Source organism: Collinsella tanakaei (assembly GCF_016902615.1).
GTDB classification, from domain to species: Bacteria; Actinomycetota; Coriobacteriia; order Coriobacteriales; family Coriobacteriaceae; genus Collinsella; species Collinsella tanakaei_A.
Genome location: NZ_JACJMB010000010.1, coordinates 1 through 26,440, shown reverse-complemented (window position 1 = coordinate 26,440; position 26,440 = coordinate 1). Strand labels below are relative to the sequence as shown.

The window sequence follows — 26,440 nt, the reverse complement described above, 5'->3', positions numbered from 1 at the left end:
TCCCGAGGCGGAAAAATCTCGTCCAGGCGTGATCGAGCGGCCCGTTTGAGCAGGTCGGTATAGGCGACGGCCCTCTGTTGACCTGGCAAACGTCGTGCTATTCAAACTATACGTAAACTGCATGAAAGAGCATGAAACATAGGTATTTGAAATGCCTTGCCTCTGTGCTGACAATATCGGTGAGACAAAACGTCAGCAGAAAGGGGAACGCATGCACACCGAGGAACTGACGTTGACGCAGGAATGGGACAAGACGTTTCCGCAGTCTTCGCGCGTCGACCACAGCAAGGTGACCTTCCGCAACCGCTATGGCATCACACTGGCAGCCGACCTGTACAAGCCGAAGGATGCACCGGCGGGCGCACTTGCCGCGATCGCCGTTTGCGGCCCCTTCGGTGCCGTGAAGGAGCAGTGCTCCGGCCTGTATGCCCAGACCATGGCGGAGCGCGGCTTTTTGACTATTGCCTTCGATCCGTCGTTTACCGGTGAGTCTGCAGGCGAGCCCCGCTACATGGCGTCGCCCGACATCAACACCGAGGATTTTCTCGCCGCCGTCGACTACCTTTCCTGCCGCGAGGACGTGGACGCCGAGCGCGTGGGCATCATCGGCATCTGCGGTTGGGGCGACCTGGCCCTGAACGCCGCGGCACTCGACCCGCGCATCAAGGCGACGGTGGCGTCCACCATGTACGACATGTCGCGCGTCACCGCGAAGGGCTATTTCGACGCGAACGACAGCGTCGAGGAGCGCATGGCCCAGCGCCGGGCGCTGGCAGAGCAGCGCACGAAGGACTACGCGGCGGGCTCCTACGAGCGCGCGGGTGGCGTCGTGGACCCGCTTCCCGAGGACGCGCCCTGGTTCGTCAAGGATTACCACGACTACTACAAGACGCCGCGCGGCTACCACCCCCGTTCGCTCAACTCGAACGAGGGCTGGAACGCGATCGGCACGCAGAGCTTCCTCAACCAGCCGATCCTGGCCTATGCGGACGAGATCGAGAATGCTGTCATGGTGCTTCACGGCGACGCCGCCCATTCGTGCTACATGGGCAAAGACGCGTTCGCACGCCTCACGGGCGAGAACAAGGAGCTCGTTCTTGTGCCCGGCGCGGTGCATACCGACCTGTATGACGGCGGCGGCAAAGACGCCATCCCCTGGGATAAGATCCAGACGTTCTTTGAGACGTATTTGGGGTAGCGCGATGGTGCGGAACCTGGTGGCGCGCCGGGTGCTCCCGCTCTGTTTGGCGGCTATGCTTGCCATGGGCGCGGCGGGATGCGCGGGCGCGCCGGATGAGGCCGACGATCCATCAGCGCCGGCAGCAGATGCGGCCGAGCACGCTGGCAGCGGGGCGATCGATGCCGGAGCCGCTGCCGAGGACGCGCTGAGCGAGTCGGAGCCTGCGGGCGCACAGGAGAGGGGAGAGGATGCTGACATGACGACGGTCACCCTGGATATCAACGGGACGACGTTCACGGCGACGCTCGAGGACAACGCGACGGCGCGCGAGCTTGCGGCCCGCATGTCGCTTACGCTCGAGATGACCGAGCTCAATGGCAACGAGAAGTATTTCTATATGGACGAGGGCCTGCCGACCGATGCCGAGCGTCCGGGCGAGATTCATGCGGGAGACCTCATGCTGTACGGCAGCGACTGCCTCGTGCTGTTCTACGAAAGCTTCCCCACGAGTTACCGCTATACGCGCATCGGGCGCATCGACGACGCGTCCGGTCTGGCGGATGCGGCGGGCGCAGGCTCCGCGCGCGTGACGTTTGCGCTCGAGGCTCGCTAGGGCGAAGGGGTCTCTCCGAGAGCCTTCTGCGCGGGGGCGCCAAGAGCGTCTTCGCAGGTGATGCAACCAACTAAAACGTTATGACGGATACGGTGTCCGGGCGCCTGAGGGCGCCCCGGTGGGCGCCGCTGTGACGAAAGGGCGTAATGCATGAAGCAGATTGACAGCCGACTGCTCGTGTTCATTCTGACGATCGGAGTGTTCGGCATCCTCAATACCGAAATGGGCGTCGTGGGGCTCATCCCCTATGTCGCCGCACGCTATGGCGTGAGCGTGCCCGATGCGGGCCTGCTCGTGAGCGGCTTCGCGCTCGTGGTGGCGGTGGCCGGACCTACCATGCCGCTTTTGTTCTCGTGCGTGAACCGCAAGGCCGTCATGCTGCTGGCGCTGGGGGTCTTCTCTGCCTGCAACCTGTTCGCGACGGTCGCCCCCTCCTTCGAGCTGCTGCTCGCCGCCCGCGTGATACCGGCGGCGTTCCATCCGCTCTACGTGTCCATGGCTATGGCGGTCGCGCAGCAGACCGGCGACACGGCGGCCGAGCGCGCGCGGAATTCAGCCCGGGTGTTCGTGGGCGTGTCTGCCGGCATGGTCGTCGGCGCTCCCATCGCGGGCATGCTGGCGAGTTCGGTTGCGTTTCCCGTCGCCATGGCGCCTTTCGCTATCGTGACCATCGTCGCGCTTGCCCTGACGATCGCCTTCGTGCCGTCCATGCCGGTCGAGCACGCGCTGTCCTACGGCCGTCAGCTCGCCGTGTTCAAAAAGCCGCTGTTTATCGCATCGCTGTTGGCTGCTGCGGCCATCAATGCCGGCATGTTCGGGTTCTATAGCTTCCTTTCGGACTATCTGGGCTCGGCGGGTTTCGCCGCGGCGGCGGTAAGCGCCCTGCTGTTCGCCTATGGCGTGGCTAATATCTCGGGCAACGCGGTCGCGGGGCGCGCGCTGGGCGCCGTGCCCGCGCGGACCATGGTGGTCGCCCCGATCGTCCTGCTTGCGCTCTACGTCTTGCTGTTTGCCCTGGGCGCCTGGCAGCTTGCCTGCGCGGCGCTGCTCATCGTGCTTGGCGTGGCGGTGGGTGTTGCCAACACGACCGACCAATATATGGTGGGCCGCAGCGCGCCCGAGGCTCCTGACTTCGCCAACGGCATGTTCCTGACGGCCACGAACCTGGGGACGACGGTCGGCACGACCCTGTGCGGTGGCTTCATCGCGGCGGGCGGCGCCCCGGCGTCCGTATTGGGCGCGTTGCCGTGTGCGGCGCTCGGTCTCATCTTCGTTGCCTGGCGCCTGCGGGAGCAGCGGCGCGGGGACCTCGACGGGCGTACGGCCGCGGTGCCCGAGGCGGATCCTGCGGGTGCGTCCGCTCGGTAGCACCCTCGCTTGCAATACAAGCGGGCACCCTTGCCTTCGAGCGTGCTCCAAGTACGACAATGGCAGCGTGCCTGGATACCTATGGGTCCCGGTGGGGACTGAGGAGGGGAATCGCATATGGAGTACCGTGTTCTGCCGCATGGCGGTGACAAGATCAGCGTGATCGGCCTTGGGTCGGCGGGCCTGCATAGCGCCACGGATGCCGAGGTCGAACGGACGATCGACGAGGCCGTGGACGCGGGTGTCAACCACTTCGACTTCATTCCCAGCGAGGCGAAGCCGCTGGCAGCCATGGGGCGCGCTCTGCATCGCCATCGAGCCGATGTCCACATCCAGGTGCATATCGGCGCGCTGTACGGTGGCGGCGCCTACGCGTGGACGACGGACGCCAAGCCCGCTATCGCCGAGTTCGAGCAGCGCCTGGCTGCGATCGGTACCGACTATGCGGACTTCGGCTTCATCCACTGCATCGACGAGGATGCCGACCTGGACCGCGTGATGAACGGCGGCATCTGGGATTACGCGCAGGCGCGCAGAGCGGACGGAACGATCCGCCATCTGGCGTTTTCCACGCACAGTCCCCACATCGCACGGCGGCTGCTCGCAACCGATGTGTTCGACCTGGCCATGTTCAGCCTGAACCCCATGTACGACTACACGGACGAGTCCGAGTACGGACAGGGCGAGGTGGCCGACCGCATGGCGCTGCTGCGCGAGTTCGAGCGGGCGGGTGTGGGCGTGAGCGTGATGAAGCCGTTTGCAGGCGGCCAGTTGCTCGACGCCGCGCAGTCTCCGTTCGGGCGCGCGCTCACGCGCACGCAGTGCATTCAGTACGCGCTCGATAAGCCGGGCGTGGTGACGGTGCTGCCGGGCGTCCACGGCACGGCCGACTTGCACGATCTGCTCGCCTATTTCGATGCGACCCCTGAGGAGCGCGATTACTCGGTGCTCGCCACGTGCGCGCCGCAATCGCGCGAGGCGCGTTGCGTGTACTGCAATCATTGCCAGCCCTGCCCGGCAGGGCTGCAGATCGGCCTGATCAACAAGTACTACGACCTGGCGCGCGTGGGTGACGAGCTGGCGGCGGAGCACTACCGCAATCTCGCTCGCCATGCGGGCGAGTGCGTGGGTTGCGGTCATTGCGACCGCCGCTGCCCGTTCGGCGTTGAGCAGCCCGCGCGCATGCGCGAGATTGCGGCTTACTTCGGCATGTAGCCGCAGGTCGGCGGGTGTCTTCATCCGGGACGGGGTTGTTTGGTGCCACCTGGGCGCGATCGCGCCCAGGTGGCACCAAACAACCCCGTCCCGGATGAAGACACCCGCCCCTGATGAGGACAGCCTGCAAGCAACTCGTCATACCGTTGTATACCTATCAACAATTAGACTTAGAAAATCTATTTGATAGAGACTTAGATTTTCGGTATAGTATGGGACAAAGCTGGAAACAATACCTCTCGAATAGATGACTGCTGCCCCGTAGGGCGGCGGGCCGGGTGCGCCTTGCGTACGCGTCCGGTGCTCCCCAAGAGAGGTGAGATATATGAGAATTGATAAACTGGCGGTGACGTCGCGCGAGGCCCTGCAGACTGCTATGGGTATCGCCAGCGACGCGCAGGCGGGCGCGGTGGAGCCCATTCACCTGCTGGCCGCGCTGCTCGCAGGCGGCGAGCGCAACATCTCCGTCATCATCGAGCGCATCGGCGCCGACCCGGCGCAGCTCGCTCGCGCCACGCAGGAGGTAATCGATAGACAGCCGAAGGTCTCCGGTGACGGGGCCGAGATGGGCCTGTCGCGCGACCTCGTGCGCACGCTCGAGCGCGCCGAGAAGCGCGCCACCAAGATGCAGGACAGCTTCGTGGTGACCGAGCACCTGCTGATGGCGCTCGCCGAGGACAAGGGTGACGCGGGCCGTGTGCTGAAGGACGCCGGCGTGACGACCGAGCGCATCGAGGAGGTCTACCAGGAGCTCCGCGGTGACGATCGCGTGAAGACCGCCGAGGACAAGACGCAGTTCGAGGCGCTGGAGCAGTACGGCCGCAACATCTGCGACCTGGCGCGCGCCGGCAAGCTCGACCCGGTCATCGGCCGTACCGACGAGATCCGCCGCACCATCCAGGTGCTGTCGCGCCGCACGAAGAACAACCCCGTGCTCATCGGCGAGCCCGGCGTGGGCAAGACCGCCATCGTGGAGGGCATCGCCCAGCGCATCGTTGCGGGCGACGTGCCCAGCACGCTGCGCGACCGCGACCTGATCGAGCTCGACATGAGCGCCCTTGTGGCCGGCGCGAAGTACCGCGGTGAGTTCGAGGATCGTCTGAAGGCCGTGCTGAAGGAGGTCGAGAAGTCCGAGGGCCGCGTCATCCTGTTCATCGATGAGCTGCACACCATCGTGGGCGCGGGCGCGACGGAGGGCTCCATGGACGCCGGCAACATCTTGAAGCCGGCGCTCGCCCGTGGCGACCTGCATGCCATCGGCGCCACCACGCTCGACGAGTACCGTAAGTACATCGAGAAGGATGCCGCCCTGGCGCGTCGTTTCCAGACCGTCATGGTGGGCGAGCCCAGCGTGGAGGACACCATCTCCATCCTGCGCGGCCTGAAGGAGAAGTACGAGATCTTCCACGGCGTGCACATCACCGATGGCGCGCTCGTGGCGGCAGCCGACCTCTCCGACCGCTACATCGCCGACCGCTTCCTGCCCGACAAGGCCATCGACCTCGTGGACGAGGCAGCGAGCCGCCTGCGCATGGAGCTCGACTCCATGCCGGTCGAGATCGACCAGACGCAGCGCCGGCTCACCCAGATGCAGATCGAGGAGCAGGCGCTCATGAAGGAGACCGACGAGGCCTCCAAGGAGCGTCTCGAGGCGCTGCGCCAGGAGATCGCCGAGGTCCAGGAGAAGCTGAACGTCCAGAAGGCCGGCTGGCTCAACCAGAAGAACGCGATCGACCGCGTCCAGGAGCTGAAGGCCAAGCTCGACGAGGCGAAGAGCGAGGAGGGCCGCGCCACGCGCGACGGCGACCTTGCCCGCGCCTCCGAGCTGAGGTTCTCCATCATTCCGAGCCTGGAGCAGCAGGTGCGCGACGGCGAGGCCGAGATCGAGGCGCAGAAGACCGAGGGCGGCCTGCAGGAGCAGGTCACCTCGGACGAGATCGCCGAGGTCGTCTCCGCCTGGACCGGCGTGCCGGTGTCGAAGATGATGCAGGGCGAGATCGAGAAGCTGCGCGACCTGGAAGGCGAGCTGCACAAGCGGGTCATCGGCCAGGACGAGGCCGTGAGCGCCGTCGCCGCCGCCGTGCGCCGCAGCCGTGCCGGCCTTGCCGACCCGGACAAGCCCATCGGCAGCTTCTTCTTCCTCGGCCCCACCGGCGTGGGCAAGACGGAGCTCGCCAAGGCTCTGGCGACCTGCCTGTTCGACGACGAGCGCGCGCTCGTGCGTATCGATATGTCCGAGTACATGGAGAAGTTCTCGGTCCAGCGCCTCATCGGTGCGCCCCCGGGATACGTGGGCTATGACGAGGGCGGCCAGCTGACCGAGGCGGTGCGCAGGCGTCCCTACAGCGTCATCCTGCTCGACGAGATGGAGAAGGCGCACCCGGATGTCTTCAACATCTTGCTGCAGGTGCTCGACGACGGTCGTCTGACCGACGGCCAGGGTCGTGTGGTGAGCTTCAAGAACACGATTATCATCATGACGTCGAACGTGGGCTCCAACGCGATCGCCGAGCTGTCCGGTAAGGACGACGAGGAGATGAAGCGCCAGGTCGACGAGGCTATGCGCCAGACGTTCAGGCCCGAGTTCCTGAACCGTATCGACGACATCGTCGTGTTCCATCCGCTCGGCATGGCGCAGATCGACAAGATCGTGGACATCCAGCTCGCTGAGGTCCGCGAGCGCCTGGCGAAGGAGCGCATGACGCTCGACATCACGCCGGCGGCCAAGCAGATGCTCGCGGTGGGCGGCCTCGACCCGGTCTTCGGCGCGCGTCCTCTGAAGCGACTCATCCAGACCGAGGTCGTGGACACTATCGCCGAGGCCATCATCAACGGTCAGGTGCGCGAGGGCGACCAGATCACGGTCGACGTCGACACCGACGGCAAGTTCTTCGTGGTGCCCGACGCCACGGGCCCCGCGCCGAGCTATGAGGTGCCTGACGAGGAGTAACCCTCAGGCAGGGGAGAGCTGCTAGCCTATGGGCGGCGGCACCGGATTCACTTCCGGGGCCGCCGCCCGTTTTTATTGGGTTACGGTTCTCGGGATTCTAACGGCTTCGTCGCTATTCGTGTGCCCGCTGGACGTGCTCGAAGAAGCGTTCGAACACCATTTCAAACACGTAGTGGAACATCAGGCGACTATCGAGGTCCATGTCGCCATAGCGGATCTGCTTCTCGACTGTGAACAGGGGAATGTCTGCAAGCTTAGATAGCGAGTTCTTGGACAGTCCCGTCATAGTCACGATCGTGCTGCCGCGACTTTTCGCGATAGAGGTTGCCTCAAGGGACACTTCGGTCTCGCCGCTGATGGACACGCTGAACACAAGGTCTTTTTGTCCGAGCTGCTCTGCGTAGTGACGCATCACGTGGCGCTCGAACAGCGTGTCGGTGTTCTTGCCCATAACACGGAGTTTTTCCTCCATTTCCAGGCAGGGGAATTTCGAGAGGCCTGAGCAGAAGAAGACGATATGCTCAGCGCGCTCGATGGCGCGGGCAACCGCCTCAATCGTTTGGTCGTGCACGAGATCTTTCGTCTGGATGATCTGCAGGTCGAGCGGAATGGTCTCGATGGCGTAGCGGTTGCGTTCGAGCGAGAGGAGATAGGAGTGCTTCAGGTCGGTAAAACCCGTGAACCCCAGTTTATGGGCTAGGCGAACAATTGTGTTGGGCGCGACGTAGAAGTGCGCCGCGATGCCTTTCGATGTTGCCTGCTCGAGATCGCTGTGCAGCGAGATAATGTAACGAAGGATCTGGGACTCCAGGTCATTGAGGTGCTTTTCTCCCGACTTGACGTGTTCGTAAAACGAATCCTGCACGATGGTGACACCTCCCCTCAAACATACAAGCATTGTAATATCCCATGGCTCCGCTCGTTCTCGAAGGGGTTTGTCCGCATACGGTCAGATCTCGTTCGTCAGCGGCGTCTGCTCGGCGTGTCGCACGACACAACTTTGTGTTGTGCGCGAACCGATGTGTCACACAGCCGTTTCCCCTGCTCAAGGCATTAATGCTCGAGTTCATGCCGCACAATATGGTCAACGGAGGGACGCGGGGACGGTAGCCGCGGAGCCGCATCGCATTCCCCCGCACCGCGTCAGTCGACCCTTGTGAGGGGAGCATTACTCATGAAAGACAAGCTCAACATCGTACTTATCGGCGGCGGCTCCACATGGTGCCCGGGTATTCTCAAGGCGCTTACCAAGCATCTCGACATTTTCCCGTTGAACCGCGTTTGCCTCTATGACATCGATGCGGAGCGCCAGGAGCCCATCGGCGAGTTCGGCAAGATCCTGTTTGCCGAGGAGGCGCCCGACGTCGAATTCATCTACACCACCGATAAGGACGTCGCCTACACCGACATCGATTTTGCCCTGTGCCAGATACGTACCGGTGGCTACGAGATGCGCAGCAAGGATGAGAAGATTCCGCTGTCTATGGGCATCATCGGCCAGGAGACGGTCGGTCCCGGCGGCATGGCGTACGGCATGCGCTCCATGCGCGATATGGTCGAGATCGTGAACGATGTTCGCGAGCGCAGTCCCGAGGCATGGATTATCAACTACACCAACCCGGCGGCGATCGTGGCGTACGGCTTGGATCGCATCTTCCCGGATGAGAAGCGCGTGCTCAACATCTGCGACCAGCCGGTGAACCTGCTTCGCTCCTACGGTCGTCTGCTCGGTCGCGACATGACCAACGTGGAACCCGTGTATTTTGGTCTCAACCATTTCGGCTGGTTCACGCATCTGTACGACGAGGAGGGAAACGACCTCGTGCCGCAGGTGAAAGAGTACACGGCCAAGAACGGTTTCCTTCCCGCCGATGCCGAGCAGCGCGATCAATCCTGGCTCGATACGTATGCCATGGTGAAGGACATGCTGGCAGATTTCCCCGACTACCTGCCGAACACCTACCTGCAGTACTACCTCTACCCTGAGTACAAGCTCGCGCACCTTGATCCCAACTACACCCGCTCCGACGAGGTCATTAACGGCCGCGAGAAGCGCGTGTTCGCCGAGTGCCGCCGCGTGGCCGAGGTGGGTACCGCAAAGGGCTCCTCCGTCGTGCAAAACGATGCCCATGGCGACATGATCGTCGAGGTCTCTTCGGCAATCTATCGGAACACCCGCAAAACCTTCATCGTCATGGTCCGCAACGACGGCATCATCGAAGGCATGCCCGACGACGCCATGGTCGAGGTCGCCGCAAGCGTGGGCAAGAACGGTCCGGACCCCTATGCCGTGGGTAAGATCGGTACGTTCTACCGCGGTCTCATGGAGAACCAGTACGCCTATGAGCGCTTGACCGTCGAGGCCTGGATGGAGGGGTCTTACGAGAAGGCCCTGCAGGCGCTGACGCTCAACCGCCTGGTGGGAGATGCCAAGAAGGCCCGCAAGATCCTCGACGTCCTGATTGAGGCCAACAAGGACTACTGGCCGGAGCTTCGCTAGCGAATCGCCTGTGGCCGACGCGCTGCGGACGCTTATGACAGGGGGAGCAGTCTGCGGCGCGCCGGCATGCGGCGCGCTGAAGCAACCCGAGGGGCGCGAGGGACGTTTTCGCGCCCCGGCTACAGAGGGGACAAAAAACATGAACAAAGACGAATTGCTGGCCAAGTTCCAGCGCTTGGGTAAGGTCCTGATGACGCCCGTGCTGATCTTGCCCATCGCGGGCATCCTGCAGGGCTTCGGCAACGCGTTCACGAGTCCCATGCTGCTGGAATACGTACCATGGCTTGGGACCCCAGCGCTCGCGATCTTCTTTTCGATCCTGAAGGCCGCGGCGGGCGTTGTGATGAACAACATCCCGCTCATCTTCGCGGTGTGTCTGGCCTACGGTTTTGCGCGCGGCGAGAAGGCGACTGCGGCTCTCTGCGGAATGATCGGCTACATGACGCTCAACGCCGTTATGGGGACCTTCCTGACGGCGATAGGGACTATCGATCCCGAGAACCTGGCTACTGGTCAGAGCAACATCTTGGGAACCGTTACGCTCGATACGGGCGTCATTGGCGGCTTGCTGGTCGGAGCCCTCGTTGCGTATCTGCACAACCGCTTCTACAAGATTGAGCTTCCCGCAGCGCTTTCCATTTTCAATGGTGTGAAGTTCATTCCCGCCGTGACAATCGTGGGATGCAGCGCGTTGGCGCTGGTGCTCTCTTTTGTATTCCCGTTCATCCAGACGGCCTTGGGGGCGCTGTCCGATTTCATCCGCGCCACCGGCGTATTCGGCTCGTTCGTCTACGGCGCCGGCGAGCGCCTGCTTCTGCCGTTCGGGCTGCATCACTTTGTCTATCTGCCGTTCTTCTTCACCTCTCTGGGTGGAACCGAGGTCATCGACGGTGAGACCATCTCAGGCGCCGTGAACATCTACAGCGCTATCCTGGGGTCAGCCACCACGCCGTTCGATATCAATGTGAGTCGTTTCGTGATGAACGGCAAGGTCATCTTCGCCATGTTCGGTCTTCCCGGTGCCGCGCTCGCCTTCTACAAGACGGCGTTGCCGGAGAACAAAAAGAAGACCGCTGCGCTCATGATCGCACTCGTCATCCCGTGTGTGCTTTCCGGCATCACTGAGCCGCTTGAGTACTCCTTCCTTTTCATTGCGCCGGTGTTGTACCTGGTGCATGCCATCATGGCCGGTTTGGCGTACGCTTTTACGTTCCTGCTCAACTTCAACGTTGCGGGGTCAGCAACATTCGGCGGCCCGCTGCTGTCGCTGATCTTCAACGGCATCCTGGGCGCTGGCAAGGGTTCTGGGTGGATGTGGATTCTCGTACTCGGGCCGATTTGGTTCGCGACGTATTATCTCGTCTTCAAGACCCTGATTGTTCGCATGAACCTGAAGACGCCCGGTCGCGAACTCCCCGAAGGGGACTCCGAGGGCTCAAAGGTCGAAAAGGCTCCCGCGAGCAAACTCATCCCGCTCATCATCGAAGCTGTCGGTGGCCCCGATAACATTAAAAGCGCCGAGGCATGTTTCACCCGCCTGCGTCTTCAGCTGAACGATTGCAGCAAGGTGGCTGATGACAAGGTGTTTACTGACAAACTCGAGGCACGCGGTATCGTGCATGTGGCCGGTGGCGTGCAAATCGTGTACGGCCAGATGGCGGCGAACTACGCCACGCAGATGCGAGAAACGCTCGGCATGGAATAGGACCCAAACGACACGGCGGTCCATCATGCCTGTAGGAGGCGGGTGCGGCTCCATTTCGGAGTCGCCCGCCTTTTGCGTTATGGGAAAATGGGGCGGAAAGGTCTTTCGCATCGGGCATGAGAGCTGGGGGCGTGTTATGGGTGATAAGGATAAGCGTTTGCAGGCAGATCGGAAGAAAGACAGGGCGCCGCGCGATCCGTTCATCCGGGCGGAGAACGAGGACGATGACGGCTACGATCCGTATTCGGATCTCCGGCCGGAACCAGAGCCGCTGTTCGAACGCGATCCGTGGGATTAGCCTCCTGTGGCGATGCCCGACAATTCTTCGCATGAAAAAAGCCGGGGTGGGACCCCGGCTTTTCCGTATGCAATGCTTGGGCGAGTCTTTCCCGTTAGCGGTCGAGCTCCTTGCGGACCAGCGTGTCGAAGACGGCTGCGGCGAGACCGAACAGAACGACGATTGCGCCGAGGATGGGGATCTCCTGGTTGAGGCCGCCGATAATACAGGTGACGATGCCGGCGAGGGCGGTCAGGACGGAGAGCACGCGATGGCTGCCGAGCGCGCTCGGGCGGTTGGCGCCCTGGATGCCCATGAAGGCGGTGATAAAGCTCAACGCGGCGCACAGCAGGTAGAGGACGCCGTCGACGCTTGCCGAAAGGACGACGAGAACGCCGGTGTCGCCCTCGGCGGAGTTCATTCCGGTAAAGGCGATGATGCCGAAGACCAGCGCTGCAAGGGCGACGACGACCTGCAGCAGACTCACGATCTTGAGGTACTTGCGATTGGGTGACATGTGGATGCTCCTCACTGGCGAGTTGAGGGGGCCGAGCGCGTTGACGCGCACGGCCGAATGGGTGAGTAATCGACCTAATAATACCTGCTCAGGCGATGGGTCGGCCGCGTATATGCGAAAAAGCGGATGCCTGGGTGATGTATCGCGTGCAATTGCTTTTAATCTGTTAGAATGCTCGTTACTTGCCTCCGTAGCTCAGGGGATAGAGCACCGCTCTCCTAAAGCGGGTGTCGACAGTTCGAATCTGCCCGGGGGCACCAGTAGTAAATAGCAGGTCAGATGCCGTGTTGGCTTCTGGCCTGTTTGCTTTTACCGGCTATTGTGGACGCTTGCGGCATGTTATGAAGTCGGTATTACGATGACGGCGAAAGGCAAGTTTGGTCTTCCGTCGACACGTCATGTGTGCTGGCGCCAGCACGGGCAGGAACGGTTCAAATTATCTATGGGTGCTGAGCGACCTAAATACTTCAATTGAAGTCAATTGAAGTGGGTATACTTCAACAAGAGATATGTGTATGAACAGGTATTACGGGGTGAGGAAATGGCGACGCTGACAATTAGGCTGAACGATGATTTGAAGGCGGAAGCATCTAAGGTCGCCGAGTATTACGGCCTCGATCTCGGCTCGGTTACGAGAGCTTTCTACACACAGATGGTTCGTGAACATTCCATTCCTCTCAATTTCCAGTCGTATGAGCCGAACGAGGAGAGCCTTCGTGCGATCGCGGAGACGGATGACGCGATAGCCTCTGGGGACTATGAACTGTATGATGATGCCGCTTCCCTGCTTGCTGCAGCGGGTGAGTGTGCGTGAAGCTCAAAGCGTCATTTACGCCGTCATTCTCACGAGACCTTAAGAGAATTAGAAAACGGGGGCTTGATGAACGCGATTTGGCATGCGTGATTGACTTGATTATTGAAAACACATCGAGCTCGCGCGAGGAGCTGCGCCGTCGCCATCGCATGCATAGTCTCAAGGGAGCCTGGCGGGGCAGTAGCGAGTGCCATGTTGCGAATGCAGGCGATTGGCTTCTCGTTTGGCGCGAGGTGGAGGGCGTCGCGTTTCTTCAAAGAACGGGTACCCACGATGAGATATTCCGATAGCGATGCGATCATCGCTCTCGTTGGCGAGGGGTGCTCGGCTCCCGTACGATGGCCTCTTGATAATCAATGCAAATGACGGGTGAATCTTCTCACTATTGGTGGATTGGGGGCTTCCGGTCGGCTCAGAATCTACGGTTGCTAATCGCCCTTGTGTCTTCCTGCGTACACACGAATTGGCTCGAATCACGGTAAAGGTGATGTGATTATCTCGCCTCCGGCTGGGCGATCTTACGGTTCTCGGCGGCGCTGCGGGTCCGCGAGCGCTCGATCAAGGCACAAGTGAAGCGGAGCAATCTTCTCGGCATTGCAGCGATCGACAACAAGGCCACTTGGCTAAAAGCGCGGTATCTGAGCTTTCATAATGGTATTGATGACATGATGCTGTGATGATGAACAAGCGGGATGGTTGTGTGGGTGGTGAGGCGACATTGATAAAACCGGAGAGTAGCATGACGTTTCGCGAACTTCGGCTTGACGGCGGCAGGTCGATCGCATGCGACTTGCCGGATGATGGCTGTCGCGGGATATACGCCTACGAACTCTCTGACGGAACGTGGTATGTCGCAAAGTCGGTGGATGTGAGGGCTCGTCATCAACAGCATCTTCATGAGTGGCGCCATGCAAATCCGCCCATTGAGCCGGTTCGGATGCTTTTCTCGGAGGTGCGGGGGAGCGATTACGAACTTGATGAAGCTGAGACGCGGGCAATTGCGGCTTTCGAACGCAAGGGGCTCAGTCTGCGCAATCTCATGAAGACGGGGAGGCCTGGTGGCGCTGGGAATTTGCGCATTGAAGTGGTGGGCGGATTTGGTGTCGAGGTGCCTTGGGAACGCTCGAAACGGCCGCGTGCATCATCAGTTTCTTGTGGTGCCGGTCCGCAGAATCACACCAAGAATATGCTGGGGCGTTACAAAAAGCTTGCCCACTCCTCATGGTGGCCTGAGCTTCTGAGGGTTCTCTCCGGTTATGTGCACGAGACCATTCCCGCTCCTGACGTTTTGGCTGTTCCCTTTGGACGGCAACGGCAATGACGAAAAGAAGAGGCGAAACCGTTCTGTGCTGTCTTTCAGTTGGAAATGTCGAAACGCTAACGATCTTTGAGGATGGGTCCGAGCTTTGGGGGTTTCTCAACATGAAGGGTCTTGCTGGAGACTCGCGCCGCCATGATGGTGCATGGATTGGAAGTGGGGGCTACCGATCTGTAGATGATGTCGTAACTGCCCACTTTGACACGCTGGGATGCCTTGCATCGCTTATCGCCGACCCTGAAGTTCTCGACGCCTGTTATCGACTCAACGCGGAGATGCTTAGGAAGGGGTCCTGCATGTACACGAGGTTCTCGAACGCTTTTCTTGTCGATGCCATATTAGGGAAGGGGTTCGGAAAGTCGTTCTAGGGAAATGCTGATCAAAGACACTTCATCCCTTGGAGTTTTGACTGCGAAGGCTTTTGGTCATCGTTTCCTGGGATTTATATACACCGCCAAAAGCGCCGGGGCGCGAACGCCTCTGTCCGCGCCCCGGCGTCCTATGAGCGCGTCTTACTCGCACTCGCTGTGTGCGACAGCCCTTACTTCTGCTGCAGGATGCCGCCCTCGATCGCGTTCATCATGACGGTGGCCATCTGAGCGCACGTGACCTCGCCCTGCGGCTTGATCTCGCGGCCGTTCTCGGTCTCGACGCCGTTGATGACGCCGTTCTCGATAGCCCAAGCGGCGTTGTCGACCGCCCAGTCGGAGACCTTGTCGGCGTCGGGCATATCCTTCGCGGCGTCGGGGTCGGTCGCCACGCCGTCCACGGCGTTCGCCACGATGCGGGCAAGCTGCTCGCGGGTGAGAGGGTCGCCCACGCCGAACGTATCATCGCTGTAGCCGGTCATGATGCCGTTGGTGTTGGCGTAATCGACGGCGCTGTAGTACCAGTCGCCGGCGGAAACGTCCTCAAACGGGCTCTCCAGCTCCTCGGCATAGGCCTTGATGGCGAAGTTGTCGTAGGTGTAGAGACCCTCGTCGGCAGCCTCGAGCCGATCGATGATGTCCGTCTCGTCGACCCAGGCGCCGTCGGTGTACATGAAGCTCTCGCCCTCGTTGACGACGCCCTTGTTGTAGGTCGTGACCTGCGTGATGATGCCCAGCTCGATCATAGCGTCGACGATCTCGGCCGCCTCATCGTATGCCTTCTGGTAGTCCTCCTCGTTCTCCGGGTCCCATTCGGGGTGCTCTTCGAACACGGAGTCGATGGTGAACATGATGAGCAGCTCACGCATCGCGTCGTTGTGCTCGTCAATCGCCTTCTTGCTGTTGCCCACCTCGATGGAGCAGGTGTACTCATCGGCGACGCGTTGCGTGACCACGACGGAGAACGAGGCGCCTGCGGGCACCGCGAGCTGCTGGTTGCCGGACAGCTCGGCGCGATGGAAGCCGCCGTACTGATACGTCTCGGTCACCTCGGCTACCTTCTTGCCATCGGTGGGGGAGGTGTAGCCGTCGTTCAGCAGATATAGCTCGTAGGTGACCGTGGTGTTCGGGGCGGTCGTCTCGGCCGTAAGCGTCGTCACCAGCTGGTCGTCTTCGGCTGTGAAGATGTTTGCCGCAGACAGTTTGTCCTCAGAGGTCTCGGAGAACGCGGCAGAGGAGGGCATGTAGTCGTACTGGTTGGCATAGTACGCGTCGCGCGTGCCGATGCTTGCCGTGTTGTAGTCGAACGTCTCGGCGGTCACGAGGGACTGGTCGTAGTGCGAAAGGTAGAAGTAGCCGTTGCCGTCGATGCCCCAGCCGTTCTTGTTGGGGAACTCGTTGTCGGCGGCGCCCCAGCTGTTCTTGACGATCCACGCGCCGTCGGCGGGAGGCTGATGGCCCTCGGTGAAGTTGTCCTTCGAGTAGGTGTCGTCCCAGCCGACGATGGTGACAGCGTGGTTCGCCTGCATGGGCGAATAGGTGTAGTGAGCCCAGGTGTCGGGGTTGAGGAACTGCTCGGCGCTGGGCTGCCCGGGCAGGGACTGGTCCGCACAGAAGGCGATAGACACGGCGCGGCCCTGCATCAGCTGGTCCTTGATGGCATCGGTGGCCTCGCCGTTATATTCGTAGACGGTATCGTACGCGTCGCTCTCCTCGTTATAGACCTCCTTGAACGTGGCCGGGACGGGCAGGATGAACGTCTGCTCAAGGTCGATCGCCTGCTTGAAGCGAAGGCTCTCATCGAGCTTCCATGTGCCCTCCATGGCGTACCACAGCGGGATGGGGTCGCCGTTCTCGTCGAGAACCTTGTTGCCCTCCTCGTCGGTCTGGTAGTCGATGATGCCCTCGTCGTTGCGATGGGGGGCATCCTCCTCGGTCAGCGGGCCGATGCCGGAGGAGAAGATGGACGTGGCGAAGACGGGAAGGCCGCCGTTGTTGAACAGGGAGTTTTCGTCATCGGTCACGGCGACCATGCCCTCTCCGCCCTGGCCGCTGTCATCGCCCTCGGGGATGGGGGAGTAGGCGAACCAGGCGAGCTGGCGCTCGGAGAGGTCGTAGAACGGGGAGCTTGCGCTGTAGTCTGCGCCCGCGGCCTTGAGCTCGGAGAGGATGCTCGTCTCCGAGGCCGCGATGGCCGAGAAGCCCCAGCAGGTACCCCAGGGGTTCTGGAACTTGACCGGGGTCACGACGCCCTCGTCGCGCAGATCGTACTTCGCGGGGTAGGAGGCCTGCAGCCCGATGGCGCCCGATCCCTCACGCCAGTTGTACGCCTGGGTGCCGAGCGTGGAGAAGCCCTGTTCCTTGATCTGGGCGGCCGCTTCGGCGACCTGGTCGACCATGCTCTGTTCCTGGGCGACGGCGGGTACGGCACCCAAGGGGAGGATGCTGACGGCGAGCACGAGCGTCGAGGCTGCGCGAGCCGAGAGCTTCAGCGGGCTGTGCGGTTGCTTGCGATTCATATGCACGCGTCCTTTCTTTTCAGGGGCACCGCTCCGACCCGAGTCCCATCGGAGCGGCGATCCGACAGCTTGCTTTACCGTATGGGGGCGCGCGAGACGTCTCAACCGGTGTGGCATGAACGAGCTTTTTCAGGCGCAAGCCGCGTGCGCCAGCGGTCGAATTTTTGGGGTGGGCGCGCGAGGCGTCTCGCCGCGGCGGGCGCGCCGCTCGGCTCGCGTCCTTATGGCCGGGTGGCCACGCCGCTGCGCTTCGCCACGAACCAGCGACCGCCCTCCCACCAGATGACCTTGGGCTCATGGCGAATGCAGACGGTCCACTTCACGCATAGGTTGCCGAAGATGGCGCGCCCGAAGGTCCGCACGCTGTAGACGCTCTCGATATGCCATGAGCGGCCATCCGGCCACCACAAGCGCACCGGGTGCTCGCCCCGTTCGGTGGGCGAGAGCGATTCGGTCGCCATGTCCACCCTCACGTAGATGCGATTGCTCTCGACCGGGATGCCGCACCGTCCGGCAAGCGATGCGCGTCGCGGATATCCAACCATGATGCCCTCCTGCACAATCGATCATATGTTCGTGTCAGGAGCATCCTATGACCCCGCGTGGACATGATCGCGCGCAACGGCCTGGCGTGCAGGGGCGCTCTACGCCTTCGCGTCGAAGTCCGTGAGGTCTTGCCAGCGGGTGCTTTCCGCCGCGCTGCCGTCTTGCAGCAAGAAATAGGCGGCCGTGTCGTCATGAGCGTCGGCGATCTCGCTGCCGCGCGCGCTGCCCGCCACGAAGAGCGTGGTCGACAGCGCGTCCGCTGTGGTGGAGGAGGGGCACACCACCGTGTCGCTCACGGTGTCGGTCGCCACGGGCATGCCACAGCGCGGGTCCAGGATGTGCCAGTAGGTGATGCCGTCAAGCTCGAAGGTCCGCTCGTACAGGCCGCTCGTCACCACGGACGCCTCGCGGTCCAGATACACGGTGCCCACGGTCGTGCTGCCGCCGGGGTCGTTCGGGTCGCGCACGCCGATGGCCCAGGGGCTGCCGTCGGGCTTCTCGCCGAACAGCGCGATGTTGCCGCCGAGCGAGATCATGGCGGCGCTCGCCTCCGTCTCGTCGCGCAGCAGTTCCACCAGACGGTCGGCGACATACCCCTTGGCGATGCCGCCGAGGTCGAGCCTGGCGGCCGGGTCGTCGAGCTGGACGGTATTCGCCTTCGTGTCGACGTGCACGCCGCGCCAGTCCACATGGGTGAGGGCGGCGGCGATCTCATCGTCTGAGGGCTTGATGCCGTCCTCGAAATCCCAGAGGTAGGACACGGCGCCGATGGTGATGTCGAACAGGCCGTCTGCCTGCTCGCACCAGGCGAGCGCCTGCGCGATGATGTCCGCGCAGGCGGGGTCGACCTCAACCGGGGCGCCGGCGGCGGCATTGATGCGCGCGATGTCGCTTTCCCCGTCGTAGCCGTTGAAGAGGGCGTCGTAGTGCGCGCACGCCTCGCTGAGGCGGGCGAGCGCGGCGTCGTCGCCATAGACCGTGAAGCTGCAGTAGGTGTCGAACGCGAAGGTCGAGCCGTTGGCGGGCGCGTCTTTGGAGGATGCCGAAACGCTCGTGCCGGCGTCGTTGCAGCCCGCAAGCGGAAGGGCGCAGGCGCCCGCGGCAAGTGCGGCAAGCGCGCCGCGGCGCGACAGGACGGTCGCAGGAGCGTGCATATGCAGGCCTGTGCCGGTTCTATTCATGAAGGTCTCCTTCGGGGATCGCCGCGAGCACGCCGCGCAGGACCAGGCCGATGAGCGCGCCGCAGACCACGCCCGAGATACCGAGCACGGGTGCGGCGGCGAGCGCGGTATGGGGCGAGAGCACGAGCGCCACGATCGCGAGCTGCCCGGCATTATGGGCCACGCCGCCCAAAACCGACACACCGACCTCGGAAAGCGGGGTGAAGCGGACGGCCGCCGCCATGACAAGCCACGAGAGCAGGCCCCCTGCCAGGCTGAACATGAGCACCTGGGGGTTCGAGAACAGAAGCGCCGAGCACAGGACCTTGGCGAGCATAAGGTAGAACGCGGGCCGCGCGCCCATGCGCGCGAGCGCGAACAGCACGACCGCGTTGCCGAGCCCGAGCTTCACGCCCGGGATGCCGACGGGAAGCGGGATGAGCATCTCCAGGTAGCCGGCGACGAGCGCGAGCGCGGTCAGCAGCCCGTAGCGCGCGACGCGCTGTCCGGGCGATATAGGGGTTCGTAGGTTTCTGTCGCGCTGATTCATCATGCTGGTTATTATAGGGAACACAATGCTGTATATATCAGCGGCGTATGAACCACGATAAGAATATGGATGCATGGTCGATGTACCCGCGGTGATGCGAAGGAGCGCAACAGCGTGGCCAACAAGGTGACACTCAAGCAGATCGCACGCGAGGTGGGGCTGTCGCCCGCCTCCGTTTCCCTTGTGTTGAACAACCGCCCGTGCCGCATCTCGGAGGAGAACCGCCGGCGCATCAAGGAGGTCGCCGCCCGCGAGCACTACATCCCCAACCAGATCGCGCGCAGCCTCGTGACGCAGCGCTCCAAGACGCTCGGCCTCATCGTCCCCAACATCGAGAGCCGCTTCTTCTCGTCGCTCGCCAAAAACCTCGAGCAGCGCTGCCGGGCGGCCGGCTACGCCCTGTTCATCACGAACTCCGACGGTCTGCCGCAAAACGATATCGACCTGTTGAACCTGCTGGTCACGCGCGGCGTGGACGGGATGTTCCTCGTGGTGGGCGACGAGGTGCCCGACAACCAGGCGCTCTTTGACGAGCTCGTGAACCTGCCCGTGCCCTATGTCATGGTCGACCGTGTCGTCGACGAGCTTGCGTGCGACAAGGTGCTGTTCGATCACGAGCTGGGCGGTTACATGGCGACGCGCTACCTGCTGCAGATGGGGCACCGCCGGATCGCCTGCATGGTGAACGCGGCGAAGACCATCACCGGCCGCAAGCGCCTGAGCGGCTATCTGCGCGCACTGCGCGAGTCCGGCTTCGAGCCGGACATGTCGCTCGTGTTCGAGACCGAGTACTACATCTCGAGCGCCTACGAGGCGGCGCGCGGCGTGCTCGCGAGCGACGCGACGGCGATTTTCGCCTCCTCTGACAACATCGCGCTCGGCCTGCTCAAGCGCGTGCACGAGGCGGGCAAGCGCATCCCGCGCGACTATTCGCTCGTGAGCTACGACAACAGCGCGGCCGATGCCCTGTTCGAGCCCGCGCTGACCTCCATCGAGCAGAACGTCGGCGAGCTGTCGCACCATGCGGCGGGCCTCATGATGCGCCGTCTGGATAACCCCGCCTCGGACCCGGTCGAGCGCGTGCTCAAACCCCATCTGGTCATCAAGGAGAGCGTGGCGGCGCGTTAACGGGCGCTGCCTGCGGCATGCCGCCTGCCGGCAGCGCAGTTGTATGCTGTCTGTCCGTTTTGGCAGATTTAAGCTGAACGGTAGTAAACAGTCGCTAAACGGTAGCGAGTGTGAAGGAATTGCGATGCTCGCGAGCGGCTTGTGGCTCGTGCAGAATGGGGTTCAAAACAAAGCATCTACCTTGTGTTTTAGTGGGAACAGACAAGCGTGATGCACGACGGCAGACTGGCAAAACACCTGATAAACACCCCCGTTTGCACCTCTGGCGCATGAGGGCGGCGAACGGGGCGCCACGGCGAGCGAATAGGTGGTGTGACCTGTGCGGTCTTACGCTCAGCTGATACAACCCTTACGGAATAAAACGAGAAAACTTCGTGGTGATAAAACGTTTTACCACTTATACTGTGCTTGACGTGCTGGATGAGCGGAATCCGGCCGGCCCGAGAGCCCCTTGCGGCTTGAAGGCGGGCGCATGCGGAACCCCTGCCTGCGTGCGCCAACCGATTCCGCCCGTCCTGCCCACGTCCTCATCAGGTTGCATAACCGTAACCGCCGGGCGCGCCCGTCCGGCGTGATGGAAAAGGAGGAGCACATGTCCAACCCTGTGATCGGAACACCGTGGAAGAAGCTCAACGGCTCGGTGAGCACTGAGTCCCTTTCCGGTGTCGAGAAGTACTGGCGCTGCGCCAACTACCTCTCGGTCGGTCAGATCTACCTGCGTTCCAATCCCCTCATGAAGAAGGATTGGGTTGACGAGAAGACGGGTGAGGTCCGCGACTTCGGCCGCAAGGACGTCAAGCACCGTCTCGTCGGTCACTGGGGCACCACGCCGGGCATCAACTTCCTGTTCGGCCATGTGAACCGCCTCATCGCCGATCACCAGCAGAACACCGTGTTCCTCATGGGCCCCGGTCACGGCGGCCCGGCCGGCACCGCGCAGTCCCTGCTCGACGGCACCTACCGCGAGATCCGTCCCGACATCACCGATGACGAGGCCGGTCTGCAGAAGTTCTTCCGCCAGTTCTCCTACCCCGGCGGCATCCCCAGCCACTTCGCCCCCGAGACCCCCGGCTCCATCCACGAGGGCGGCGAGCTCGGCTACACGCTGTCTCATGCCTACGGCGCCGTGATGGACAACCCGAGCCTTCTGGCCGTGGCCGTGGTGGGCGACGGTGAGGCCGAGACCGCGGCGCTCGCCACCTCCTGGCAGTCCAACAAGCTCGTGAATCCGCGCACCGACGGCATCGTGCTGCCGATCCTGCACCTCAACGGCTACAAGATCGCCAACCCGACCATCCTCGCCCGCATCTCCGACGAGGAGCTCACCAAGTTCTTCGAGGGCATGGGCTACAAGCCGCACTTCTTCATGGCCGGCTTCGACAACGAGCCGCACATGTCCATCCATGCGCGCTTCGCGAACCTGCTCGAGGAGGTCTTCAACGAGATCTGCGACATCAAGGCGTGCGCCGAGACTGGCGTGGAGACCCGCCCGATCTACCCGATGATCATCTTCCGCACGCCCAAGGGCTGGACGTGCCCCAAGCACATTGACGGCAAGAAGACCGAGGACTCCTGGCGTGCCCACCAGGTGCCGCTGGCGAGCGCCAACGACACCCACGAGCACTTCCGCGTCCTGCGCGCCTGGCTGCGCTCCTACATGCCCGAGGAGCTGTTCACCCCGGAGGGCCAGATCCGTCCCGAGGTGACCGACTTCATGCCCAAGGGCGACCTGCGCATCGGCGCCAACCCCAACGCCAACGGCGGCGTCATCCGTCAGGACCTCGTGCTGCCCGACATTCACGCCCATGAGGTGCCGGTCGCCGAGAAGGGCCACGGCTGGGGCTCTACCGAGGCCGCGCGCGTCTTCGGCGCCTACACCGCCGACGTGCTCGCCGCGAACGACGACTTCCGCATCTTCGGCCCCGACGAGACCGCGTCGAACCGCCTGCAGGACGCCTACAAGGTGACCAAGAAGCAGTGGGAGGCCGGCTACCACGCCGACGCCGACAACGATGAGCTGCTGGCCACGTCCGGCAAGGTCATCGAGCAGCTGTCCGAGCACCAGTGCGAGGGCTTCCTCGAGGCCTACCTGCTGACCGGCCGCCACGGCGTGTGGAGCTCCTACGAGAGCTTCGTGCACGTGGTCGACTCCATGGTCAACCAGCACTGCAAGTGGCTCGAGGCCACGGTGCGCGAGATCCCGTGGCGCAAGCCCATCTCCGGTCTGAACATCCTGCTTACGAGCCACGTGTGGCGCCAGGACCACAACGGCTTCTCGCACCAGGACCCCGGCTTCATCGACCTTCTGCTCAACAAGGCCAACGACACGCACATCGTGAACGCCTACTATCCGTGCGACGCCAACATGGCCCTCGCCGTGGCCGAGCGCTGCTACCAGTCCACGAATTGCGTGAACGCCATCTTCTGCGGCAAGCAGCCCGCCCCGACGTTCGTGACCGTCGACGAGGCGAAGGCCGAGCTCGAGGAGGGTCTGGCCGTGTGGGATTGGGCCTGCACCGCTGACAGCCTCGAGGACGCCGACCTCGTGATCGCCTCCTGCGGCGACGTGCCGACCATGGAGGCGCTCGCCGCCACCGACCTGCTGAAGAAGCTCGGCATCAAGGTGTGGTTCGTGAACGTCGTCGACCTGCTGAAGATCCAGTGCCTCGCCGACAACGACCAGGCCATCTCCGACGAGCGCTTCGTCGAGTTCTTCGGCGACGAGAACAAGCCGGTGCTCTTCTGCTTCCACGCCTACGAGGGCACCATCCACCGCATCCTGTGGGATCGCCCGGGCGTCAAGTCCTTCCGCGTGCACGGCTACGAGGAGAAGGGCTCCACGACCACGCCGTTCGACATGCTGCGCCTGAACAACATGGACCGCTGGGCGCTCGGTGCCGATGCGCTGCGTCTGGTCGACGCCGACAAGTACGCCGATCAGATCCAGGCTTGGGAGGACTTCCGCGAGGAGGCGTTCCGCTTCGCCGTGGACGAGGGCTTCGATCACCCCGACTTCACCAACTGGGTCTGGCCCGACGCCGCTGCTGCGACCGAGGGTGAGCTCTCCGCGACCCAGATGACCGCCGGCGACAACGAGTAACGACAGCTCACACGATGTACACCAAGGGCGCCCCGGACCTGCTCCGGGGCGCCCTTTGCTGTGCGGTGGCGGTGTCATCGTTTGGTAATGAGATCGCATAGAGGGGCAACGGGCACTTCGGTATGCTAAAGTAGCCGAGGAAACACTTCATGAGCGCCGGCCGCGTGCCGGCGGTTTTGTCTGGATACGTTATGCGATCGAGGGGTGGTGCCATCGATGACGGCAACTCCGTGGGGTTTTCGGGACATTCTGCCGGAGGAGGCGCAGGCGCGCGAGGATATCGCGCTGACGGTCAAGGCGTGCCTGAAGGGGCACGGGTACCTGCCGGTGGAGACGCCCATCTTGGAGGACAAGGCGGCGCTCGACGCGGGCGGCCATCTGGCGGACACGCCGTTCAAGCTGTTCGACGAGGACGGCCGCTTCCTCGTGGTGCGCCCGGATAACACGCTGCCGATTGTCCGCCTCGTGTCGAGCCGCATGGATGCGCACGATCTGCCCCTGCGCCTGCGCTACGAGGCGCCGGTGGTGCGCGCGGCGTCGCGCAACAGCGGGCTTACGCGCCAGTTCACGCAGCTCGGCTTCGAGCTGATCGGGGAGGGGGGAGCGACGGGCGACGCCGAGGTCGTGTCGCTTGCCATCGAGGCCGTCCGCGCGCTCGAGCTGCCCGCTTGGCACATCGTGTGCGGCAGCGTCCGTCCCTTCAAGGAGGTGCTCGCGCGCTGCAGCTCACGCGAGCTGGCGGACCGGGTCGTCGCGCTCGTGCACGCGAACGACTTCGTCGACCTGGACGATGTCGTCGCGGCGAGCGCCGAGGACGCGCCCGTCCGCCGCGCGTTGACCGAGCTGCCGCGCTTAAGCGGCGGCGTCGAGGTGCTCGATCGGGTGGACGAGCTGCTCGAGGGAATCGGCGCGGGCGCGGGTGCCACGGCGGACCTGCGCGCACTGTACGGCGCACTCGCCGAACGCGCTCCCGAGGCGCGCGAGCGCCTGTCGTTTGACTTCTCGCTCATGAATTCCTTCGACTACTACACGGGTCTCGTGTTCAAGGTGTACGCGGCGGGCATCCCGGATGCCGTCGGGTCGGGCGGCCGCTACGACGCCGTGTTCGACGGCGTGCTCGCGGCGGCTCCGCACGTGCCGGCGGCGGGCCTGGCGTTTTCGCTGGAGCGCCTGGAGGCCGCGCGCTCGACGGATGAGGTGCCCGAGGCAGCGTCCTTGCGCATCGCGGTGCCGAAGGGCTCGCTCAACGCCGACGCCCTGCGCGTGCTCGAGGCGGCGGGGCTCGATGTGGCCTGCTTGCGCGACCCGGGCCGGCACCTCATCTTCCGCGCGCGCGACACGCATGAGGGGGCAGACGCGATCGGCGACGTGGAGTACATCATCGTGCGGCCGACCGATGCGCCGGCGTTCGTGGCACTCGGCGGCGCGGACTGCGGCATCTGCGGCCGCGACTCGCTCATCGAGGCGGACCTCAACGTGCTGCAGCTGGTCGACCTGCAGTTCGGTGCCTGCCGCTTCATCGAAGCCGAGCCCGCCTGGCGCGCCGGCGAGGCGGAGCGCGCCTACGCGCGGCGCGGGAGCCTGCGCGTGGCGACGAAATACCCGCGCATCGCGAGCGCCTGGTACGAGAGCCGCGGCGTGAACGCGGACATCGTGTCGCTGCACGGAAACATCGAGCTCGGGCCCATCGTGGGGCTGTCGGACCGCATCGTGGACATCACGGCGACCGGCACGACGCTGCGCGAGAACGACCTCGTCATCACCGGTGAGGTCATGGAGTGCACGGCCCGCTTCTTCGCGAACCCCGGCCGCGCCCGCCTCGACGCGCGCGTGCGCCGGCTGGCCGAGCGCCTTGCCGCGGTGGCCGGCTGACGACGGGGCGTGGTGCCGGCGGGTCTCGCCGAAAACGGGAAAACGGACATTGTTGCCGCGCGGTAACGCGGGCGCTCCGCCGTGCGCGTGCAACTTTATCGTGATAAAGTTGACCCTACGAGAAAAATCGGGCGCATGGTGGCATCACCATGCGCCCGTTCGCGCTCAGCAGGACGCGCGTCCAGCGAAGGAGACGATTGCGATATGAGGACCATCGAGCTTGCACCCGGCGAGAAGCTCAAACCCGCCATGCTCACCCGCGAGGGCGTGTTGCCGGCGGACATCACGCGCGCCGCGCAGCAGATCATCGATACCGTGCGCGCCGAGGGCGACGAGGCGTTGCGTCGCTACAGCCGAGAGTTCGACGGCGTGGAGCTGACGAGCTTCCGCCTGCCGCAGGAGCAGATCGACGCGGCGCTCGAGGGGCTCGACCCCACCTTCACGGCGGCACTCGAGAAGGCCGCGGCGCAGATCCGCGACTTCCACGAGCGCGAGGTCGAGCAGTCGTGGTTCACCACGCGCGCGGACGGCACCATGCTCGGCGTGAAGGTGACGCCGGTCGCTGCGGCCGGCATCTACGTGCCGGGCGGGCGCGCGCAGTACCCCTCGACGGTCCTCATGAACGCCATCCCCGCGAAGGTCGCCGGTGTGGAGCGCGTCATCATGGTGACGCCTCCCCAGCGCGATGCGGCGCCGGGCACCTGCCCCATCTCGCCCTACACCCTCGCGGCGGCCAAGGT

General features: G+C 63.4%; 22 protein-coding genes and 1 tRNA gene. 17 read left to right on the top strand and 6 right to left on the bottom strand.

What is annotated here, in order from left to right:
• Nucleotides 1–211 precede the first annotated feature (211 nt).
• From H6A21_RS04975 to clpB, 5 genes are all read left to right on the top strand, one after another.
• Complete coding sequence (locus H6A21_RS04975; RefSeq protein WP_204560886.1) at nucleotides 212–1,198, top strand: alpha/beta hydrolase; 987 nt, start codon at nucleotides 212–214, stop codon at nucleotides 1,196–1,198.
• Nucleotides 1,199–1,202: 4 nt separating this feature from the next.
• Nucleotides 1,203–1,793, top strand: coding sequence for a cyclophilin-like fold protein (locus tag H6A21_RS04970; RefSeq protein ID WP_204560884.1), 591 nt, complete (start codon nucleotides 1,203–1,205; stop codon nucleotides 1,791–1,793).
• A gap of 150 nt (nucleotides 1,794–1,943) precedes the next feature.
• The gene (locus H6A21_RS04965; protein WP_204560882.1) at nucleotides 1,944–3,161 is read left to right on the top strand and encodes an MFS transporter; all 1,218 of its coding nucleotides are present in this window, start codon (nucleotides 1,944–1,946) and stop codon (nucleotides 3,159–3,161) included.
• A 117-nt stretch (nucleotides 3,162–3,278) separates the two neighbouring features.
• On the top strand, nucleotides 3,279–4,376 hold the full coding sequence (locus H6A21_RS04960; RefSeq protein WP_204560880.1) for an aldo/keto reductase: 1,098 nt from the start codon (nucleotides 3,279–3,281) through the stop codon (nucleotides 4,374–4,376).
• A 325-nt stretch (nucleotides 4,377–4,701) separates the two neighbouring features.
• Complete coding sequence (gene clpB / locus H6A21_RS04955; protein WP_204560878.1) at nucleotides 4,702–7,326, top strand: ATP-dependent chaperone ClpB; 2,625 nt, start codon at nucleotides 4,702–4,704, stop codon at nucleotides 7,324–7,326.
• Between the two features lie 112 nt (nucleotides 7,327–7,438).
• Here clpB and H6A21_RS04950 read toward each other — a convergent pair whose 3' ends face one another.
• On the bottom strand, nucleotides 7,439–8,191 hold the full coding sequence (locus H6A21_RS04950) for an SIS domain-containing protein (protein ID WP_204560877.1): 753 nt from the start codon (nucleotides 8,189–8,191) through the stop codon (nucleotides 7,439–7,441).
• A gap of 309 nt (nucleotides 8,192–8,500) precedes the next feature.
• Between H6A21_RS04950 and H6A21_RS04945 the strand changes: the two genes are divergently transcribed.
• The 3 genes from H6A21_RS04945 (at nucleotide 8,501) to H6A21_RS04935 (ending at nucleotide 11,829) form a co-directional block, all read left to right on the top strand.
• Nucleotides 8,501–9,826, top strand: a complete 1,326-nt coding sequence (locus H6A21_RS04945; RefSeq protein ID WP_204560876.1) for a 6-phospho-alpha-glucosidase — start codon at nucleotides 8,501–8,503, stop codon at nucleotides 9,824–9,826.
• A 139-nt stretch (nucleotides 9,827–9,965) separates the two neighbouring features.
• Complete coding sequence (locus H6A21_RS04940; RefSeq protein ID WP_204560875.1) at nucleotides 9,966–11,531, top strand: PTS transporter subunit EIIC; 1,566 nt, start codon at nucleotides 9,966–9,968, stop codon at nucleotides 11,529–11,531.
• Between the two features lie 136 nt (nucleotides 11,532–11,667).
• Entirely contained in the window at nucleotides 11,668–11,829 is a 162-nt protein-coding gene (locus tag H6A21_RS04935; RefSeq protein ID WP_204560873.1) for a hypothetical protein, read from the top strand.
• Between the two features lie 94 nt (nucleotides 11,830–11,923).
• Here the strand turns inward: H6A21_RS04935 and H6A21_RS04930 are convergent, their stop codons facing one another.
• Nucleotides 11,924–12,325, bottom strand: coding sequence for a hypothetical protein (locus H6A21_RS04930; RefSeq protein ID WP_204560871.1), 402 nt, complete (start codon nucleotides 12,323–12,325; stop codon nucleotides 11,924–11,926).
• A 184-nt stretch (nucleotides 12,326–12,509) separates the two neighbouring features.
• Here H6A21_RS04930 and H6A21_RS04925 point away from each other — a divergent pair.
• The 5 genes from H6A21_RS04925 (at nucleotide 12,510) to H6A21_RS04905 (ending at nucleotide 14,825) form a co-directional block, all read left to right on the top strand.
• Nucleotides 12,510–12,585: transfer RNA gene (locus H6A21_RS04925), tRNA-Arg, on the top strand.
• A gap of 281 nt (nucleotides 12,586–12,866) precedes the next feature.
• Nucleotides 12,867–13,139 carry a type II toxin-antitoxin system RelB/DinJ family antitoxin gene (locus H6A21_RS04920; protein ID WP_204560869.1) on the top strand — a complete coding sequence of 91 codons (273 nt, stop codon included), beginning with the start codon at nucleotides 12,867–12,869 and terminating at the stop codon, nucleotides 13,137–13,139.
• The gene (locus H6A21_RS11290) at nucleotides 13,130–13,429 is read left to right on the top strand and encodes a type II toxin-antitoxin system YafQ family toxin (RefSeq protein ID WP_369409937.1); all 300 of its coding nucleotides are present in this window, start codon (nucleotides 13,130–13,132) and stop codon (nucleotides 13,427–13,429) included. Before H6A21_RS04920 ends, H6A21_RS11290 begins: the two co-directional genes overlap by 10 nt.
• Nucleotides 13,430–13,815: 386 nt before the next feature.
• A complete protein-coding gene (locus H6A21_RS04910; protein ID WP_204560865.1) occupies nucleotides 13,816–14,460 on the top strand; it encodes a GIY-YIG nuclease family protein in 645 nt (214 codons plus the stop codon).
• Nucleotides 14,461–14,561: 101 nt separating this feature from the next.
• Entirely contained in the window at nucleotides 14,562–14,825 is a 264-nt protein-coding gene (locus H6A21_RS04905; RefSeq protein WP_204560863.1) for a hypothetical protein, read from the top strand.
• A 173-nt stretch (nucleotides 14,826–14,998) separates the two neighbouring features.
• Here the strand turns inward: H6A21_RS04905 and H6A21_RS04900 are convergent, their stop codons facing one another.
• The 4 genes from H6A21_RS04900 to H6A21_RS04885 form a co-directional block, all read right to left on the bottom strand.
• On the bottom strand, nucleotides 14,999–17,344 hold the full coding sequence (locus H6A21_RS04900) for an S-layer homology domain-containing protein (RefSeq protein WP_204560861.1): 2,346 nt from the start codon (nucleotides 17,342–17,344) through the stop codon (nucleotides 14,999–15,001).
• Nucleotides 17,345–17,565: 221 nt separating this feature from the next.
• Nucleotides 17,566–17,889 carry a hypothetical protein gene (locus H6A21_RS04895; RefSeq protein ID WP_204560859.1) on the bottom strand — a complete coding sequence of 108 codons (324 nt, stop codon included), beginning with the start codon at nucleotides 17,887–17,889 and terminating at the stop codon, nucleotides 17,566–17,568.
• 99 nt (nucleotides 17,890–17,988) lie between these two features.
• The gene (locus tag H6A21_RS04890) at nucleotides 17,989–19,071 is read right to left on the bottom strand and encodes an FAD:protein FMN transferase (RefSeq protein ID WP_239462674.1); all 1,083 of its coding nucleotides are present in this window, start codon (nucleotides 19,069–19,071) and stop codon (nucleotides 17,989–17,991) included.
• On the bottom strand, nucleotides 19,064–19,600 hold the full coding sequence (locus H6A21_RS04885; protein WP_239462673.1) for a Gx transporter family protein: 537 nt from the start codon (nucleotides 19,598–19,600) through the stop codon (nucleotides 19,064–19,066). Before H6A21_RS04885 ends, H6A21_RS04890 begins: the two co-directional genes overlap by 8 nt.
• Before the next feature lie 114 nt (nucleotides 19,601–19,714).
• On the opposite strand from H6A21_RS04885, the gene H6A21_RS04880 reads away from it, so the two are divergent.
• From H6A21_RS04880 to H6A21_RS04865, 4 genes are all read left to right on the top strand, one after another.
• The gene (locus H6A21_RS04880) at nucleotides 19,715–20,728 is read left to right on the top strand and encodes a substrate-binding domain-containing protein (protein ID WP_204560857.1); all 1,014 of its coding nucleotides are present in this window, start codon (nucleotides 19,715–19,717) and stop codon (nucleotides 20,726–20,728) included.
• A 592-nt stretch (nucleotides 20,729–21,320) separates the two neighbouring features.
• Entirely contained in the window at nucleotides 21,321–23,828 is a 2,508-nt protein-coding gene (locus H6A21_RS04875; protein WP_204560855.1) for a phosphoketolase family protein, read from the top strand.
• A gap of 216 nt (nucleotides 23,829–24,044) precedes the next feature.
• Nucleotides 24,045–25,700 (top strand): ATP phosphoribosyltransferase, encoded by a 1,656-nt coding sequence (gene hisG / locus H6A21_RS04870; RefSeq protein ID WP_204560853.1) that lies wholly within the window; start codon nucleotides 24,045–24,047, stop codon nucleotides 25,698–25,700.
• 204 nt (nucleotides 25,701–25,904) lie between these two features.
• Nucleotides 25,905–26,440 (top strand): histidinol dehydrogenase (locus tag H6A21_RS04865; protein WP_204560844.1); only part of this gene is annotated, 536 nt, incomplete at its 3' end.